The sequence below is a fragment of the Stagnimonas aquatica genome, from assembly GCF_003730135.1.
Taxonomy (GTDB): Bacteria; Pseudomonadota; Gammaproteobacteria; order Nevskiales; family Nevskiaceae; genus Stagnimonas; species Stagnimonas aquatica.
The window spans coordinates 23216-37858 of record NZ_RJVO01000008.1 but is presented as its reverse complement, the minus strand read 5'-3'; the positions used below and the strand labels follow the sequence as shown (position 1 = coordinate 37858).

At 69.5% G+C, this 14643-nt stretch carries 12 protein-coding genes; 9 read left to right on the top strand and 3 right to left on the bottom strand.

The window, feature by feature from the left end; genetic code table 11:
* Nucleotides 1-160 precede the first annotated feature (160 nt).
* The 5 genes from ED208_RS14650 to ED208_RS14630 are packed head-to-tail and all read left to right on the top strand — an operon-like array spanning nucleotide 161 to nucleotide 4746.
* Entirely contained in the window at nucleotides 161-385 is a 225-nt protein-coding gene (locus ED208_RS14650) for a hypothetical protein (RefSeq protein WP_123212670.1), read from the top strand.
* The gene (locus ED208_RS14645) at nucleotides 382-2526 is read left to right on the top strand and encodes a phosphocholine-specific phospholipase C (RefSeq protein ID WP_123212669.1); all 2145 of its coding nucleotides are present in this window, start codon (nucleotides 382-384) and stop codon (nucleotides 2524-2526) included. Before ED208_RS14650 ends, ED208_RS14645 begins: the two co-directional genes overlap by 4 nt.
* A gap of 56 nt (nucleotides 2527-2582) precedes the next feature.
* Nucleotides 2583-3422 (top strand): sterol desaturase family protein, encoded by an 840-nt coding sequence (locus ED208_RS14640; protein ID WP_123212668.1) that lies wholly within the window; start codon nucleotides 2583-2585, stop codon nucleotides 3420-3422.
* Nucleotides 3392-3958, top strand: coding sequence for a sigma-70 family RNA polymerase sigma factor (locus ED208_RS14635; protein WP_123212667.1), 567 nt, complete (start codon nucleotides 3392-3394; stop codon nucleotides 3956-3958). The genes ED208_RS14640 and ED208_RS14635 overlap by 31 nt, the downstream gene beginning before the upstream one ends.
* Nucleotides 3959-3963: 5 nt before the next feature.
* On the top strand, nucleotides 3964-4746 hold the full coding sequence (locus ED208_RS14630; RefSeq protein WP_123212666.1) for an anti-sigma factor: 783 nt from the start codon (nucleotides 3964-3966) through the stop codon (nucleotides 4744-4746).
* Between the two features lie 33 nt (nucleotides 4747-4779).
* On the opposite strand, the gene ED208_RS14625 is transcribed toward ED208_RS14630, so the two are convergent.
* From ED208_RS14625 to ED208_RS14615, 3 genes are read right to left on the bottom strand one after another with little or no spacing between them, the layout of a single operon-like run.
* Complete coding sequence (locus ED208_RS14625) at nucleotides 4780-6234, bottom strand: AcvB/VirJ family lysyl-phosphatidylglycerol hydrolase (protein WP_123212665.1); 1455 nt, start codon at nucleotides 6232-6234, stop codon at nucleotides 4780-4782.
* On the bottom strand, nucleotides 6231-8783 hold the full coding sequence (gene mprF / locus ED208_RS14620) for a bifunctional lysylphosphatidylglycerol flippase/synthetase MprF (RefSeq protein ID WP_123212664.1): 2553 nt from the start codon (nucleotides 8781-8783) through the stop codon (nucleotides 6231-6233). The genes ED208_RS14625 and mprF overlap by 4 nt, the downstream gene beginning before the upstream one ends.
* Nucleotides 8784-8817: 34 nt before the next feature.
* The gene (locus tag ED208_RS14615; protein WP_158608575.1) at nucleotides 8818-9756 is read right to left on the bottom strand and encodes a lysylphosphatidylglycerol synthase domain-containing protein; all 939 of its coding nucleotides are present in this window, start codon (nucleotides 9754-9756) and stop codon (nucleotides 8818-8820) included.
* Between the two features lie 142 nt (nucleotides 9757-9898).
* Here ED208_RS14615 and ED208_RS14610 point away from each other — a divergent pair, with 142 nt between their 5' ends.
* From ED208_RS14610 to ED208_RS14595, 4 genes are all read left to right on the top strand, one after another.
* On the top strand, nucleotides 9899-11416 hold the full coding sequence (locus tag ED208_RS14610) for a DUF3336 domain-containing protein (RefSeq protein ID WP_123212663.1): 1518 nt from the start codon (nucleotides 9899-9901) through the stop codon (nucleotides 11414-11416).
* A 76-nt stretch (nucleotides 11417-11492) separates the two neighbouring features.
* Nucleotides 11493-12128 carry a TetR/AcrR family transcriptional regulator gene (locus ED208_RS14605; protein ID WP_123212662.1) on the top strand — a complete coding sequence of 212 codons (636 nt, stop codon included), beginning with the start codon at nucleotides 11493-11495 and terminating at the stop codon, nucleotides 12126-12128.
* A gap of 10 nt (nucleotides 12129-12138) precedes the next feature.
* Complete coding sequence (locus ED208_RS14600) at nucleotides 12139-13158, top strand: 3-oxoacyl-ACP synthase (protein ID WP_123212661.1); 1020 nt, start codon at nucleotides 12139-12141, stop codon at nucleotides 13156-13158.
* A complete protein-coding gene (locus ED208_RS14595; protein ID WP_199720634.1) occupies nucleotides 13148-14638 on the top strand; it encodes a class I adenylate-forming enzyme family protein in 1491 nt (496 codons plus the stop codon). Before ED208_RS14600 ends, ED208_RS14595 begins: the two co-directional genes overlap by 11 nt.
* Nucleotides 14639-14643: the final 5 nt, after the last annotated feature.

The window sequence follows — 14643 nt, the reverse complement described above, 5'->3', positions numbered from 1 at the left end:
GGCGGGAAACTCCTCAAAACAGGGCGCCGCCAGTCAGCGGCGCGCAATTATAGGTGCCAGCCGCACCTAAGCCGGACCGACCCTGCCGCCGCGTCATCGGCCTGTCGCTTGTGCTCACTAGCATTCGCCGGCTCGAAGCTCACCCGCCACGATCCCGCCGATGAACCGAACCACCCTGCGCGCCGGCCTGCTGAGCCTGGCCGCCCTGCTCGCCGCCTGCGGCGAAAGCCAGCCCCCCAGCCTCGGCGAAGCACCGGGCAATCCGCCCACCGATCCCGACCAGCCGCTGCCGCCGAAGATGCGCTGCGCGCCCGGCGTCGCCGACGCCGCCACCACGCTGGCCCAGGCCGGCGACTGCGCGAGCACGACCGGGAGCCCGTCATGAGTGAACTCGACCGGCGTCAGTTCCTGCGCCTGGCCGGCGTGGCGGCGGCGGGGGCCACCCTGCCGCTGTCGATCCAGAAGGCCCTGGCGATCCCCGCCAACAACCGCAGCGGCACGATCCAGGATGTTGAGCACGTGGTGATCCTGATGCAGGAAAACCGCAGCTTCGACCACTACTTCGGCACCCTGAAGGGCGTGCGTGGCTTTGGTGATCGCTTTCCGATCCCGCTCGCAGGCGGCAAGCCGGTCTGGTATCAGCGCGACAGCCAGCTCAAGGAAGTGCTGCCCTACTACCTCGACTCCAGCAAGGGCAACGCCCAGCGCGTCAGCGGCACGCCGCACGGCTGGGAGGACGGCCACTTCGCCTGGAACGACGGGCGTACCGGCCTGTGGCCGGCGATCAAGGAAGCGCAGTCGATGAGCTATTACCAGGAGGCCGAGCTGCCGTTCCAGTTCGCCCTGGCCAATGCCTTCACGCTCTGCGACCACTACCACTGCGCGATGCTGACCAGCACCAACCCCAACCGCTTGTTCCTGTGGACCGGCATGAACGATCCGGCCGGCGAACACGGCGGGCCGGTGACCAGCAACCAGTACGACGCGCTGGGGCCATCCAGCGAAGGCTATGGCTGGACCACCTACCCCGAGCGCCTGCAGGAAGCCGGGGTGAGCTGGAAGGTCTACCAGTTCCTGCCCGACAACTTCACCGACAACTCCCTGCACGGCTTCGTCAACTACCGCCTGCAGAACGAGGCGGCCGGCAACAATGCCGACGGCTCGCGCAGCAACCCGGACGGCAGCACGTATTTCCCGGCCTACGACCCGGCGCTGGACACGCAATATCCGCTGCTCAAGGGCTGCTCGAACACGATGCCGGACGGCGGGCCGGACAGCCCCGACCTGCTGGCCTCGCTGCGCGCCGAGGTACTTGCCGGCAAGCTGCCGCAGGTTTCCTGGGTGGTCGCGCCGGCGGCCTATTCCGAACACACCGGCCCATCGAGCCCGGTGCAGGGCGGCCACTACATCCAGCAGGTGCTCGAAGCGCTCACCGCAGATCCGGCGGTGTGGAGCAAGACCGTGCTGATCGTCAATTTCGACGAGAACGACGGCATGTTCGACCATGTACCGCCGCCCTGCGCGCCCTCCATCGGCCTCGACGGTCAGCCGATTGGCGGTTCGACGATGGACGACAGCAGCGAGCGTCGCGGCATCGGCTATCTCTACGACGCCAACTGGGTCTACGGCCCCGGCATCCGCGTGCCCTGCTACGTGGTATCGCCCTGGAGCCGTGGCGGCTGGGTTTGCTCGCAGGTGTTCGATCACACCTCGGTGATCCAGTTTCTGGAGCAGCGCTTCGGCGTGATGGAGCCCAACATCAGCGCCTACCGCCGCGCCATCTGCGGCGACCTCACCAGCGCCTTCAACTTCGCCAATCCCAACAACGAGCCCTTCCCGCCGCTGCCGGAGATCGGCAAGGCCGAGGCCGATGCCCTGCGCGCGGCGCAGGAGCAGCTCGCCCAGATCAGCAACGAGGCCAGCACGCCGCCGGTGCAGGAGCCGGGTGCGCGGCCCTCGCGCGCCCTGCCCTACGAACTGTTCGTAACGGCCCGCGTCAGCACTGGCACGGTCGAGCTGCGCTTCGACAACACCGGCAGCCAGGGCGCGGTGTTCCATGTCTACGACCGGACCAATCTGCTGGCGACGCCGCGCCGCTACGCGGTGGAAGCCGGAAAATCGCTGACCGGCAGCTGGCTGGCGCTCGGCAGCTACGACCTCTGGGTGCTGGGGCCGAACGGCTTCCACCGTCACTTCCAGGGCAGCACCTTGAACCTGCCGACCGGCGGCGCGCCGGAGATCGACGTCTGCTACGACAGCGCCAACGGCGATGTCTACGTGAAGCTGCACAATCCGGGCGCGGCGACGGTCAGCTACCGCTTGGCGGCCAACGCCTACTTCAGCGCCGAACCGGAGACGGTCGAAGTCCCGGCCGGCACCAGCGCCGAGCGGCATTGGGTGCTGAAGGCGGTGGGCGGCTGGTACGACTTCACGGTCAGCGCCGACAACGGCTTCCTGCGTCGCTTCGCGGGCCGGGTGGAAACCGGCCGGCACTCGATCAGCGATCCGGCGATGGGTCTGGTCTAGCTGCGCTTGCCTCGCGGGTGCTGGCGGCCGGACGCGGCCGCGAGTAGCGTCAGCCGATGATCGATGCCGCCCTACCGCGCCTGCTGGCTGCCCTGCTCTGCCTGGGCCTGTTGCTGCTGGCCGAACGCCGCTGGCCGTTCCGCGCACTGCCACGCGGGCGCTGGTGGCCCAATCTCGGGCTGGCCAGCCTGAACGCCGGGCTGCTGGCCCTGCTGCCGGCGTTGTCGGCGCTGTTTGCCGCGCACTGGGCGGCCCGTCACCGGCTCGGCCTGCTGCACTGGCTGGCGTTGCCGGACTGGCTGGCGTTGCCGCTGGCCTTCCTGGCCATGGACGCTGCGGTCTACGCCCAGCACCGCGCCATGCATCACTGGCCGCTGCTCTGGCGCCTGCACCGGGTGCATCACGCCGATCCGGCGCTGGACGTCACCAGCGGCCTGCGCTTCCACCCCGCCGAGGCGCTGGTGTCGGCGCTCTACAAGGCGGCGGTGACGGTGCTGCTGGGCGCGCCGCTGGCGGCGGTGCTGGCCTTCGTGCTGGCACTCAACCTCGGCGCCCTGTTCAGTCATGCCAATCTCAGGCTCTCCGGAAAGGCAGAGCGGCGGCTGCGACGACTGCTGGTGACCCCGGGCATGCACCGCATCCACCACTCGCAGCGGCGCCAGGAGCAGGACCGCAATTTCGGCTTCTTCTCGCCCTGGTGGGACCGCCTGTTCGGCAGCTACCAGGCCGCGCCCCTGGGCGGCGAGGCGACCCTGCGGATCGGCCTGGACTCCGGGCCGGAACGGCCGGCCGGGCTCGCGGAACTGCTCCGGCAACCCTTGCGCCCTGACCCGGCCCCGCCGGCTTCCGATACCATGCTCGGCCAATGCAAGACGCCGCCCGACTCGAAGCCCTGATCCTGGCCACCGCCGGCGGTGACGCGCGCGCCTTCAGCGACCTCTATCAAGCCAGCAGCTCGCATCTGTTCGCCCTGCTGCTGCGTATGCTCAAACGTCGGGATTGGGCTGAAGAGGCGTTGCAGGACTGTCTGCTGAAGGTCTGGCGCAAATCCGAGTCCTATTCCCCCGACAAGGGTTCGCCCGCCACTTGGCTGTACACCATCGCCCGTCACCGCGCGCTCGACATGCTGCGCGCCCAGCGACCGGAGGACAGTCTGGATCTGGGCGAGGACGAGGACGGCGCGACCATCACCCTGGATGTCGCCGACGACACCGAGAACCCGGAGGCCCGCGCGGTGGAAAGCGAGGGCTTCGGGCAGTTGGAGCGCTGCATGAAGGGCCTGCTGGAACCGGAGCGCAAGAGCGTGATGCTGGCCTACTACGAGGGCTATACGCATCCCGAGCTGGCGAGCGCGCTGGGCGCGCCACTGGGCACGGTCAAGAGCTGGGTGCGGCGCGGCCTGGCCAAGCTGCGCAGCTGCCTGGAGGGTTGATCGCAATGCACTACCGCAACCCCGAACTCCGCTCCCAGCTCGCCGCCGAATATGTGCTGGGCCTGCTCAGCGGACGCGCCCGCCGCCGGTTCGAGCGGCTGATCGCCCGCCAGCCGGAACTGCGCGAGGAGGTGCGGTTCTGGAACGAGCGCTTTGCCGAGATCCCCGCCAGCCTCAAGCCGGTGCAACCACGCGAGCGGGTCTGGGCCTCGATCTCGCAGGAGCTGCTCAAGGACCAGAACAAGCTGCGGCCGCTGATCGCTCCGAAGCGGAGCAGCGCCGCGCCGGCTGCCCGCGAGCCGATCGGCCTGTACCGCAGCTGGGCGCTGGTGGCGACGGTGGTCACCGTGCTGCTGGGGGTTGCTCTCTGGCGCGAGCAGGCCCGCACCAGCAGCCTGCTGGCGCTGCTGGAAGTCAGCCAGAACCAGCCGATGCCCTACGTCGCCACCATCCACTTCGATGGCAGCGAGGCGCGCTGGGCGGTGTCGCTGCACCCGGACAAGAAGCTGATGCGCATCACCATCGCCCCGGGCAGCCTGCCGGTCGATGTCGCCCAGCGCGATCTGGAACTGTGGATGCTCGACAGCCAGGGCAATCCGCACGCCCTGGGCCTGCTGCCCACCGCCGCTGGCGTGCCGCTGGAGCTGCCACTACCGGAGATGCCGCGCTCCGAGCTGAGCGCGATGACCATCACCCTGGCCGTCAGCGAAGAGCCCAAGGGCGGCTCGCCCACTGGCCTGCCCACCGGCAAGGTGCTGGGCGCGATGCCGGCAGCGCGGGCGCTCTGAACTGGGGAGCGCGGCCCAGGTCGCGGGCTGCCTTCACGGCGCCGGTAGCGCTCCCAGGATGGTCGCCGCCAGCTTGTCGTAGTCGCCGTCGAAGTGATGCCCGCCCGGCAGCTTGGCGACCAGGGCGCTGGAGCCCTGCAACTGCGGGCAGATGCTGTCGTCCTCCTCGGCGCCGTAGATGCACAGGAAGCGCACGCCGCGCATCCGCCGCACTTCCGGCAGGGTCTCCGGGCCGTTGTTGTTGTCGGCCACCCAGTTGCTGAGCTGGAACTCGAACACCGCGTGGTCGGACAGGCCCATGCCGGCCGCCAGCAGCACCTTGGCGCGGGTGTCCGCCGGCAGGCCGTTGACCGCGAACGGCAGCACGTCGGCGCCCTGCGAGTAGCCGATCAGGATCACCTCGCGCTTGTTCCAGGCCGCCAGGTAGTGACGGATGATCTTGTCGACGTCGGCGGCGATGCCGGCCGGCGTGCGGGCGGTCCAGAAGTAGCGCAGCGAATCGACGCCGACCACCGAGATGCCCTGTGCCTGCAGCGCCGCCGACACCTCCTTGTCGAGGCCGGCCCAGCCGCCGTCCCCGCTCCACAGCACCGCGAAGCGCGGGTTGTCCTTGCCGCTGGCCGAGGGTTCCTCGATCACCGGCAGCTCGCCGAGATCGGCCGGTGCGGCGGCGACGCTGCCCTGGCGCAGGGCCAGCCGGCGATAGGCGGCGACCAGGGCGGCGCGGGCGCGCGGACTGGCGGCGTAGTCGTGGCCGACGCCGGCCAGCAGCACCTGGCGGGCGGCCGGAATCTGGGCGATGAACTGGCCGGTGGCCGGCGCGTCGCAGACCGGGTCGGCGCTGCCGAGCAGGTTCAACAGCGGCGTCGCCAGCTTCGGCGCGGGCAGAAAGTCCACGCCCTTGCCGTCCTTGCGGCGGGTGAATCCCAGGCCCTCGCCCGGGCAGACCGCCTTCTTCAGTTCCAGATCGGGGCAGAAACCCAGCATCAGGCCGGCGGCGAAGGTGTTGGCCGGCGCCTGCGCCAGGGTGGCGTAACCCAGTGTGGCGCCGGCTGAGTAGCCGACCAGCACCGGCGGCCGGTAGCCGGGCGCCTTGGCGTAGGCCTGCACGAAGTGGGAAAGATTTTCCAGGTCGCCGTCGGGGAACACGCAGTCACCGCCGTCGGCTTCAAGGTCGGCCATGAACTGGGCGCTGTCGATACCGGCCACCAGCGCACCCTCGGCGACCAGGGTCTGCGCCAGCTGGCTCATCGCCGGCTGCCAGCCGCCGTCGCCGGACAGCAGCAGCGCGAAGCTCTTCGGACTGCCGGCCGGGCTGAACACGTGCACCTGCCGGAAGCGGCCGTGATCGAGCACCTGCTCGTTGGCGGCCAGCGCCGGCTTGGCGGCGGCTGGCTTCGCCGGTGCCGCCGCGAGTAGCGGCGCGGCGAACAGCGCCAGCACGGCCAGCAGTGGTCCGCGCAAGACACGGCATCGGTCCAGGCTCATTTCGTCAGCACTCCCTTGAGGCCGCCGCTCACCAGGGCGGCGATGTCGGTGAACGCGAGGATCGGCTTCAGGCCGCCCTCGGCGCAGAGATAACGCGCTTCCCAGGTCGGATCGAACTTCTCCTTGAAGCTGCGCAGACCCTGGAAGTTGTAGAAGTTCTCGCCGTGGCGGTAGATCAGGCGGGCCAGCCGCTGCCAGCGCGGCGCGTTGTAGTGCTCGGACATGCCCGACATCGGCGCCATGCCCAGGCCGAACTGGGCATAGCCCTCGGCCTGGCAGTGCAGCATCAGCTTGACGAACAGGTAGTCCATCACCCCGCGCGGCGCCTCCGGCGTGTAGCGCATCAGGTCGATGGTGGCCTCGGTCTTGAGGTCGGTGGTCATCAGGTTTGCGAAGGCCACCGGCTTGCCATTTTTGCTGGCGATCGCCACCGGGGTGCGACTCAGGTAGGCGGGCTCGAAGGAGCCCAGCGAGAACGCCTTCTCGCGGGTGGCGTGCTGGGCCAGCCAGGCGTCGGAGATCGCCCGCAGCTCGGGCATCAGCGGCTCCACTTCGCTGGCCGGGATCACCTGGAAGCTCAGGCCGTCGCGCTCGCCCTTGCTGACCGCCTGCCGCAGGTGGGCGCGCTTGGAGCCCTTGAGGCTGAAGTCGGCGAGCGGCACGAAGGCGTACTCGCCGAGCTTGTAGGCCGACATGCCGACATCGACATAGAGCGCCAGATTGCGGCCGCTGGCCTGATAGAAACAGGCACGGCCGCCGTGTTCGTGGGCGAGTTCGACAAAGCGCCAGATCAGCTCCACCGCCTCGCTCTCCGGCCCCACCGGGTCGTAGAGCGCCGCCCAGGTGCGGGCGCGCTTGCCGTACATCAGAAAACTGTTTCCGGACTCCGAGAACAGCAGGCTCTTGTCGCCCATCAGCGCCAGCATGGCGTCGGCCTTGCCCTGGCTGCGGATGATCGCGGCGGCGCGCTCGAGCTCCTCGGGCCCGGCTTCCGCCGCCTGGCCGCTGGCCGGCCGGAACGCCTGCCAGAGCGCGAAGGCGAAGCCCAGCAGCACCACGCTGAGGGTGGCGCGCAGGCTGCGCGGCGCGTGGCCGTCGAAAGCGAACTGCCACCACAGGTCGTTGGTGTAGTCGACATCGCGGTAGACGAAGAACATCAGCCAGATGATCGCGCCGAGCACCGCGCTGACCATCAGCAGCCAGTTGAGCGAGAACGGCTGCGCGAACAGCGAGGCGCGGCGGTCGAACTCGCGACGGCCGGCGACCAGCAGCAGCACGAGGGTGGCCAGGGCCGCCAACTCGCCGAGCGCGACGCCCTTGGGCAGGGCGAATACCGCGCTGATGATCGCCAGCACCACCGCCGCCCACCAGGCGGCGTCCAGGCGCAGCAGCAGGCCGCGAGCGACGAACAGCAGACCCAGCCCGGCGATGCTGCCGAGAAAGTGCGCGCCTTCGACGAACACCAGCGGGATGCGCAGCGCCAGCAGCTCGGTGGCCTCGTCGGTGGACGGCGTCACCCCCGACACCAGCAGCATCACGCCGACCGTGAAGGTGGCCACCGAGAGGAACAGCGGCGACAGCTCCGCCGCCTGCTGACGCACCCGGCTCTGGCTGATCGCGCGCCACTCGCGGATCACCAGCAGCAGCACCGCCAGCGCCAGCGGCGCGAGGTAGTAGATGGCGCGGTAGAGCACCAGGGCGCCGGCCAATTGTTCCGCCGGCAGGGCATCGCGGAAGGCGAGCAGCATCACCGCCTCGAACACGCCGATGCCGCCCGGGACGTGGGAGATCACCCCCAGCGCGATAGCCAGCGCGAAGAAGGCCAGGAACACGCCGAAGCTGACGCTCGAGGCCGGCAACAGCACCCAGAGCACGGCGGCGGTGCAGAGGATGTCCAGCGCCGACACCAGCAACTGCGCCGCCGCCAGCCGCCAGGACGGCAGCGGCAGGCTGCGGCCGGCGATGCGCAGCGGCTGGCCCCGGGCGCAGAGCAGCAGCAGGGCGCCGATGCCGATCAGGACCAGCAGCGCCAGCGCCTGCAGCAGGGGTGCCGGCAGCGGCAGCAGGCTGCGCGCCTCTTCCGCCCCCCAGAGCAGGCCCAGCGCGCCGATGGCGGTGATGCCCAGGCCGAAGCCACCGGCGACGAAGGCCATCAGCCTCGCCACCTGGCCGGACTCCATGCCCGCCGCGCCGTAGACCCGCAGGCGCACCGCGCCGCCAGTGAGCACGCCCATGCCGACGGTATTGCCCAGTGCATAGCCGGCGAACGAGCCCAGCGCCAGGGTGCGCAGTGGCAGGCGCACGCCGAGGTAGGCGAGACCCGAGGCGTCATAGCCGGCAAGCGCGACGAAGGACAGCAGGGTGAACAGGCCGGCGGCCCACAGCAGGCTGGCCGGGGTGCGGTGGATTTCCGCCAACACGTCGGTGTAGCGGATCTCCTGGGTCAGCCGCTGCAGTGCGAAGAAGGCGAGCGCCAGCAGGCCCAGCACCAGCAGGGTCGACAGCCAGGGGCGCAGGGAGACCAGCAGGTCCTTGAAACGAGACAGCATGAAATTCTTGGAGGTCGTCGGCAGGGGCGACAGTTTACGCCGCCGCCTTTCTCCAGCGTCGCAGCTCCTCCAGCGCCAGCCAAGCCAGGGCCAGGATCAGCGGCAGCAGGTAGTAGAGCGCGCGGAACGCCAGCGCCGCCCCCAGCAGCTCCGACTTCGGCGCCGCCGGCAGGGCCAGCAGCAGCACCGACTCGAACACGCCCAGACCGCCCGGCACGCTGCTGGCGATGGCGGCCGCCATCGCCAGGGCATAGAGCCCCAGGAAGGCGACGTAACTCAGGTCAGGCAGGGCCGGCATCAGCAGGTAGAGCGCCGCCGCCGAGCAGGCGAGATCGGCGACGCTGACCAGCATCTGCCGGCAGGCCTGCGACCAGCCCGGCGCCACCAGCCGGGTGCCACCGACCTCGAAGGGGCGACCGGCGCGGCCGGCGGTGAGCCAGAGATAGGCTGCGAGCAGGACGATGTTGACCAGGGCGATGGCGCGCACCAGCGGCTCGCTGAGGTGCAGGATGCGCGCCGCCTGCGCGGTCTGCAGCAGCAGCGCAGCGTCCAGCACCAGGTTGACGCCGAGGGCGAAGGTGATGGCGCAGAGGGCGGCGATGCCGCCGATCTGGCTGGTCGAGAGACCGAGCCGGGAATAGGCGCGCAAACGCAGGGCGCCGCCGGACAGCGCGGAAAAACCGAGGTTGTGGCCGACCGCATAGGCGCTGAACGAGATCGGCGCCACCTGGCGATAGGGCAGGCCGCTGCCGACCGCGCGCACCGCCAGCAGGTCGTAGTAGCTGAGCATCCAGTAGCTGCCGGCGACACAGAGCAGGGCGCCGGCCAGCCGCCAGCCGGGCAGGCCGAGCAAGTGCCCACGCACCTCGGCCCAGCGCACCTGTCCGAGACTGTCCTTGAGAACCCAGAGGGCGAAGGCGAAGACCGCCAGACTCAGGACCGCAACCAGGCGGGATTTCAAGCGCGGAGACATAGGCCGTTGGTAGTGGGGACTCTCGGGAATGCCCGGATTTCGTGTAGTCTGCGGGCTGTGAATCAAATGCTCGTTCAGGACCAGCGGCCCGGGTGCGATACCCGCGAGCGACCGCCAGCATAAGCCAGAGCCCGCGAACGGCATGTCAAAAAAACTCATCGCCAGCCGCCTGAAGGACCTCGACCGGGCCGACAGCTATGGCCAATGGCGCGAGCTGGCGCTGGAGCTGGACCGGCTGGAAGGCGCCGACGCCTGGAAGCAGGACGAAACCAGCGACGACTACGACTACCTGCTGATCCGCGAGCGCCTGCGGCTGATGCGCGAGCTGCGCCGGCGCGGCGACGTCCGCGAGCTCACCTTCCACCTCGCCGAGGGCCTGCACGGCAATCTCGGCAATACCTCCAGCCCGCTGCTGTACGGCTATGCCCGCATCGGCACCAAGCGGCTGATCGAGGAGTACGTCGACGAGGCCGCGCGCTGCCTGGACTACATCTGCGTCGGCGACTTCCCCAACTTCAGCGACGACGAGAAGGTGCTGTTCTTCAAGCGCACCGGCGCCTCCTTCGGCCGCTCGGCGCTGCTGCTCTCCGGCGGCGCCACCCTGGGCATGTTCCACCTGGGCGTGATCAAGGCGCTGTGGGAAAACGGCCTGCTGCCGAGGGTGCTGTCCGGCTCCTCGGCGGGCTCGATCATCGCCGCCATGGTCGCCACCCGCAGCGACGCCCAGCTGCCGGCGATCTTCGACCCGCACGGCCTCAATCTCGCCGCCTTCCAGCGGGTCAGCTTCGTGAAGATGTTCCGCCACGGCTCGACGCTGATGGATTCGCAGCGGCTGGAAGAGTGCCTGACCGCCAACATCGGCGAGGAAAGCTTCGTGCAGGCCTTCGAGCGCACCCGCCGCATCCTCGGGGTGACAGTCTCGCCGGCCGAGCTGCACCAGCAACCGCGCCTGCTCAACTACCTGACCGCGCCCAATGTGCTGGTGCGCAAGGCGGTGCAGGCCAGTTGCGCGATCCCCGGCGTGTTCGACCCGGTGACCCTGCTGGCGCGCGACTTCAACGGCGAGGCGGTGCCCTACATGCGCTCCAAGCTGTGGATCGACGGCAGCCTCGCCAACGACCTGCCGCTGCTGCGGCTGGCGCGCCTGCACAACGTCAACCACTACATCGTCAGCCAGACCAACCCGCATGTGGTGCCGTTCCTGCGCGACAACGTCGGCCGCCGGCGCGGCCTGGGCAACCTCACCAGCGAGCTGGTGAAGGTCGCCGGCCGCGACGTGGTGAAGGTGGCACGCGAACATCTCAACTCCTATGCCGCCGGACGGGTGGTGGACAAGCTCAACGACATCCTCCAGCAGCGCTACTCGGGTGACGTCACCATCTTCCCGGCCCATACGCCAAGGCAGCTGATGCGGATGCTGGCCAACCCCAGCGCCGAGGACATCCGCCAGTACATCCGGGCCGGCGAGCGCGCCACCTGGCCGAAGATCGAGCGGGTGCGGATGCAGACCCGCATCTCCCGCGCCTTCGAGGATTGCCTGCAATGGCTCAAGGACCGGGCCGAGGAACGGCAGCTGAGCAAGTTGCGGCCCCGGATCAAGTCCGTTCGACCCGCCAGAACGACCGCCGAACTGGAAATCAGTGCGCGGACGCACAGTTAGCGAAGAAAATCAGATGGATGATTTACCCATCATGGCGGCTCGGAAGCCCCTCTCCCCTCACCTCTAAAGAAGCGCAATGGACAAAGACGCCCTCCGCAAGGAACCCCTGAAAGAACTCATCCCCGCCACCGCCCGCGGCGAAGCCACCCGCCGCAAGCTGCTCGATTCCGCCGAGGCGGAGTTCGGCAGCAAGGGCTTCCACACCGCCTCGGTCAGCTCGATCACCCAGCGTGCCGGCGTCGGTCAGGGCACCTTCTATCTGTACTTCCGTACCAAGGAAGAAATCTTCTCCACCCTGGTGAAGGAAATCGGCCGTAACCTGCGCAAGGAGATGGGCGTGGCCGTGGCCGCCGGCAGCAACCGGCTGGACGCCGAGCGCCGTGGCCTGGAAGCCTTCTTCGCCTTTGCCCAGGCCCACCCGGGCCTGTACCGCATCGTGCAGGAAGCGCAGTTCGTCGACGAGCCGGTGTTCCGCGACTACTACGAGCGCCTGGCCAAGGGCTACAGCTCCGGCCTGACCGCCGCCTCGGCGCAGGGCGAGCTGTCGCCCGGTGATGCCGAGGTGCGTGCCTGGGCGATCATGGGCGTCGGCCACATGCTCGGCCTCAAGCACTGCCTGTGGCAGGGCAAGGCGCCGGACAAGGCCCTGCTCGATGAGATCATGCGTTTCGTCGCCGACGGTATCGCGCCGCACCCCAAGTCCGGAAAGTAGAGCCACCGTCATGGCCGTGCTCCGGGCGCTGGGGCTGTATCTGCCGGCGCCGCGCCAGACGGCTGCGGACATCGCCACGGCTTCGGGCATTCCCGAAGCCGTGGTCCGCGACAAGATGGGCATCGTCGAAAAGCCGGTGCCCGGGCCCGACGACCACCCCAACGAAATGGCCATGCACGCGGCACGCGTGGCTTTTTCGCGCGCCGGACTGAGCCCTGAGTCGGTCGATGTGGTGATCAGCATCACCGAGGAGTACCAGGACTACCTGCTGCAATCGGCCGGCATCGCCGCCGCCCATGCCCTCGGCTGCCATCGCGCCTGGGCCTACGATCTCGGCCAGCGCTGCGGCGCCGCCGTGCTGGCGCTCAAGCAGGCGCGCGATCTGTTGCTCGCCGATCCGGAAGTGCAAACGGTGCTGATCCTCGGCGGCTATCGCAACGGCGATCTGGTCGACTACCAGGATCACTCCACCCGCTTCCTGTTCAATCTCTCCGCCGGTGGCGCGGCGGCGCTGGTGACCCGCGACGGCCCCGGCTTCGAACTGCTGGGTTCGGCCATCGAGGTGGACGGCTCCTTCGCCGGCGACGTGCTGATCCCGGTCGGCGGCACCCGCGAGCCGGTGACGCCGGAAAACGTCCACAACGTGCGCTTCCGGGTGCCCGACTACGAGGACCTCAAGCGGCGGCTGGAGGCGCGCTCGATGGATCACTTCGAGCGGGTGATCCGCCAGGCCTGCGCGCGCTCCGGCTTTGCGCTGGAAAGCGTCGCGCATCTGGCGCTGCCGCACTTCAAGCCGGCCGCGCACCGGGCGGTACTGGACCGCCTGGGGCTCACCCCCGAGCGCTCCCTGCACCTGTCCCACTACGGACACATGGGCCAGCTCGATCCGCTGCTGTCGCTGCAGCTCGCCAGCGAGCGCCGGCCGTTCGCGGAGGGCGAGAGCCTGGTGCTGGCGGGTGCGGGAATCGGCTATGTCTGGAATGCTATCGGCTGCCGCAAGACCGCCGACCTCCAGACCCTTGATCCTTGACCTGATCCACTGGCGCAGCCAACAGAGCCCGGACGCCCCGGCGCTGTTCTTCGCCGGCCGCTGGTACCGCTACCGGGAACTGGAGCAGCGCGCCAACCGCCTGGCGCGGCGCCTGCAGGCACTCGGCGTGCGTCGGGGCGACCGCGTCGGCATCCTCGCCCACAACCATCTCGCCCATTTCGACCTGCTGCTGGCGGCGCCCAAGCTGGGCTATCTGCACACCGCCTTCAATTACCGGCTGTCCGGCCCCGAGCTGGCGCCGCTGCTGGCGCAGGTGCAGGCCCACTGCCTGTTTGTCGACCAGGCCTGCCGGCCGCTGCTGGAACCTTCGGCAACGCCGCAGCTGGCGCTGGAGGACTACGAGGAATGGCTGGCCGCCGGCTCGCCCGAACCGCTCCCGGCACCCGCGCTGAGCGCGGACGACGACCATCTGCTGCTGTTCACCGGCGGCAGCACCGGCCTGCCGAAGGCGGCGCGACTGCCCTACCGACAGACCCTGGGCAACGCCCGCGCCACGGTCGAAGCCTGGGGCCTCGACGCCAGCGACTGCGCGCTGCAGTGCACGCCCTGCTTCCACGCCGCAGTAAACGTACTGGCGCTGCCGCTGCTGGCCTGCGGCGGTCGGGTGGTGGTGCTGCCGCAGTTCGACGCCGCCGACTACCTCGAACAGCTCGCCCGCCACCGTCCCAGCCTGCTGTTCATGGTGCCGACCATGTACCAGATGCTGGTCGAGCAGCCGGCTTTCGCCGAAACCGATTTCAGCAGCCTGCGCTGGGCGATCAGCGGCGGCGCCCCTTGTCCGCCCAGCGTGCAGGCCGCGTTCATCCGACGCGGGGTGCGCTTCAAGCAGGGTTACGGGCTCACCGAGGCCGGGGTCAACTGCTTCGGCATGGCGCTTGACGAGGCCGGGCGCAAGCCCGACCACGTCGGGCGGCCGCTGCCGGGCCTGGAGGCGGTGGTGCGTGGCACCGAAGGGCAAGCGCTGGCGCCCGGCGAGGTGGGGGAACTCACGCTGCGCGGCGAGCAGGTGTTCAGCGGCTACTGGCGGCAGCCCGAGGAAACCGCCCTGGCCCTGCGCGAGGGCTGGCTGTGGACCGGCGATCTGGCGCAGGTGGACGAAAGCGGCTGCTTCCGCATCGTTGGCCGCCGCAAGGAGATGTATCTGAGCGGCGGCGAGAACGTCTATCCGAGCGAGGTGGAAGCGGCGCTGTTCCGCTGCCCCGGGGTGCTGGACTGCGCGGTGCTCGGCCTCCCCGATCCGCTCTGGGGCGAGTCGGGCCTGGCTGCCGTGGTGCTGCACGCCGGCCAGGAGGCCGATGCCGCCCGCCTCCGCCAGGCACTGCGCGAACAGCTGGCGGCCTACAAGCTGCCGCGCTGGTTCCAGTTTCTGCCGGCGCTGCCGAAGACCGGCGCCGGCAAGATCGACAAGAACGAGATCCGCCGCCGCTATCTGGCGGCACAGGCAGCGTCCGCCGCTTGAGCAGG

Coding starts and splice junctions, on each gene's coding strand:
- ED208_RS14645 (WP_123212669.1), top strand. CDS start 382: ATGAGTGAACTCGACCGGCGTCAGTTCCTGCGCCTGGCCGGCGTGGCG.
- ED208_RS14605 (WP_123212662.1), top strand. CDS start 11,493: ATGGACAAAGACGCCCTCCGCAAGGAACCCCTGAAAGAACTCATCCCC.
- ED208_RS14610 (WP_123212663.1), top strand. CDS start 9,899: ATGTCAAAAAAACTCATCGCCAGCCGCCTGAAGGACCTCGACCGGGCC.
- ED208_RS14635 (WP_123212667.1), top strand. CDS start 3,392: ATGCAAGACGCCGCCCGACTCGAAGCCCTGATCCTGGCCACCGCCGGC.
- ED208_RS14600 (WP_123212661.1), top strand. CDS start 12,139: ATGGCCGTGCTCCGGGCGCTGGGGCTGTATCTGCCGGCGCCGCGCCAG.
- ED208_RS14640 (WP_123212668.1), top strand. CDS start 2,583: ATGATCGATGCCGCCCTACCGCGCCTGCTGGCTGCCCTGCTCTGCCTG.
- ED208_RS14625 (WP_123212665.1), bottom strand. CDS start 6,234: ATGAGCCTGGACCGATGCCGTGTCTTGCGCGGACCACTGCTGGCCGTG.
- mprF (WP_123212664.1), bottom strand. CDS start 8,783: ATGCTGTCTCGTTTCAAGGACCTGCTGGTCTCCCTGCGCCCCTGGCTG.
- ED208_RS14630 (WP_123212666.1), top strand. CDS start 3,964: ATGCACTACCGCAACCCCGAACTCCGCTCCCAGCTCGCCGCCGAATAT.
- ED208_RS14615 (WP_158608575.1), bottom strand. CDS start 9,756: ATGTCTCCGCGCTTGAAATCCCGCCTGGTTGCGGTCCTGAGTCTGGCG.
- ED208_RS14650 (WP_123212670.1), top strand. CDS start 161: ATGAACCGAACCACCCTGCGCGCCGGCCTGCTGAGCCTGGCCGCCCTG.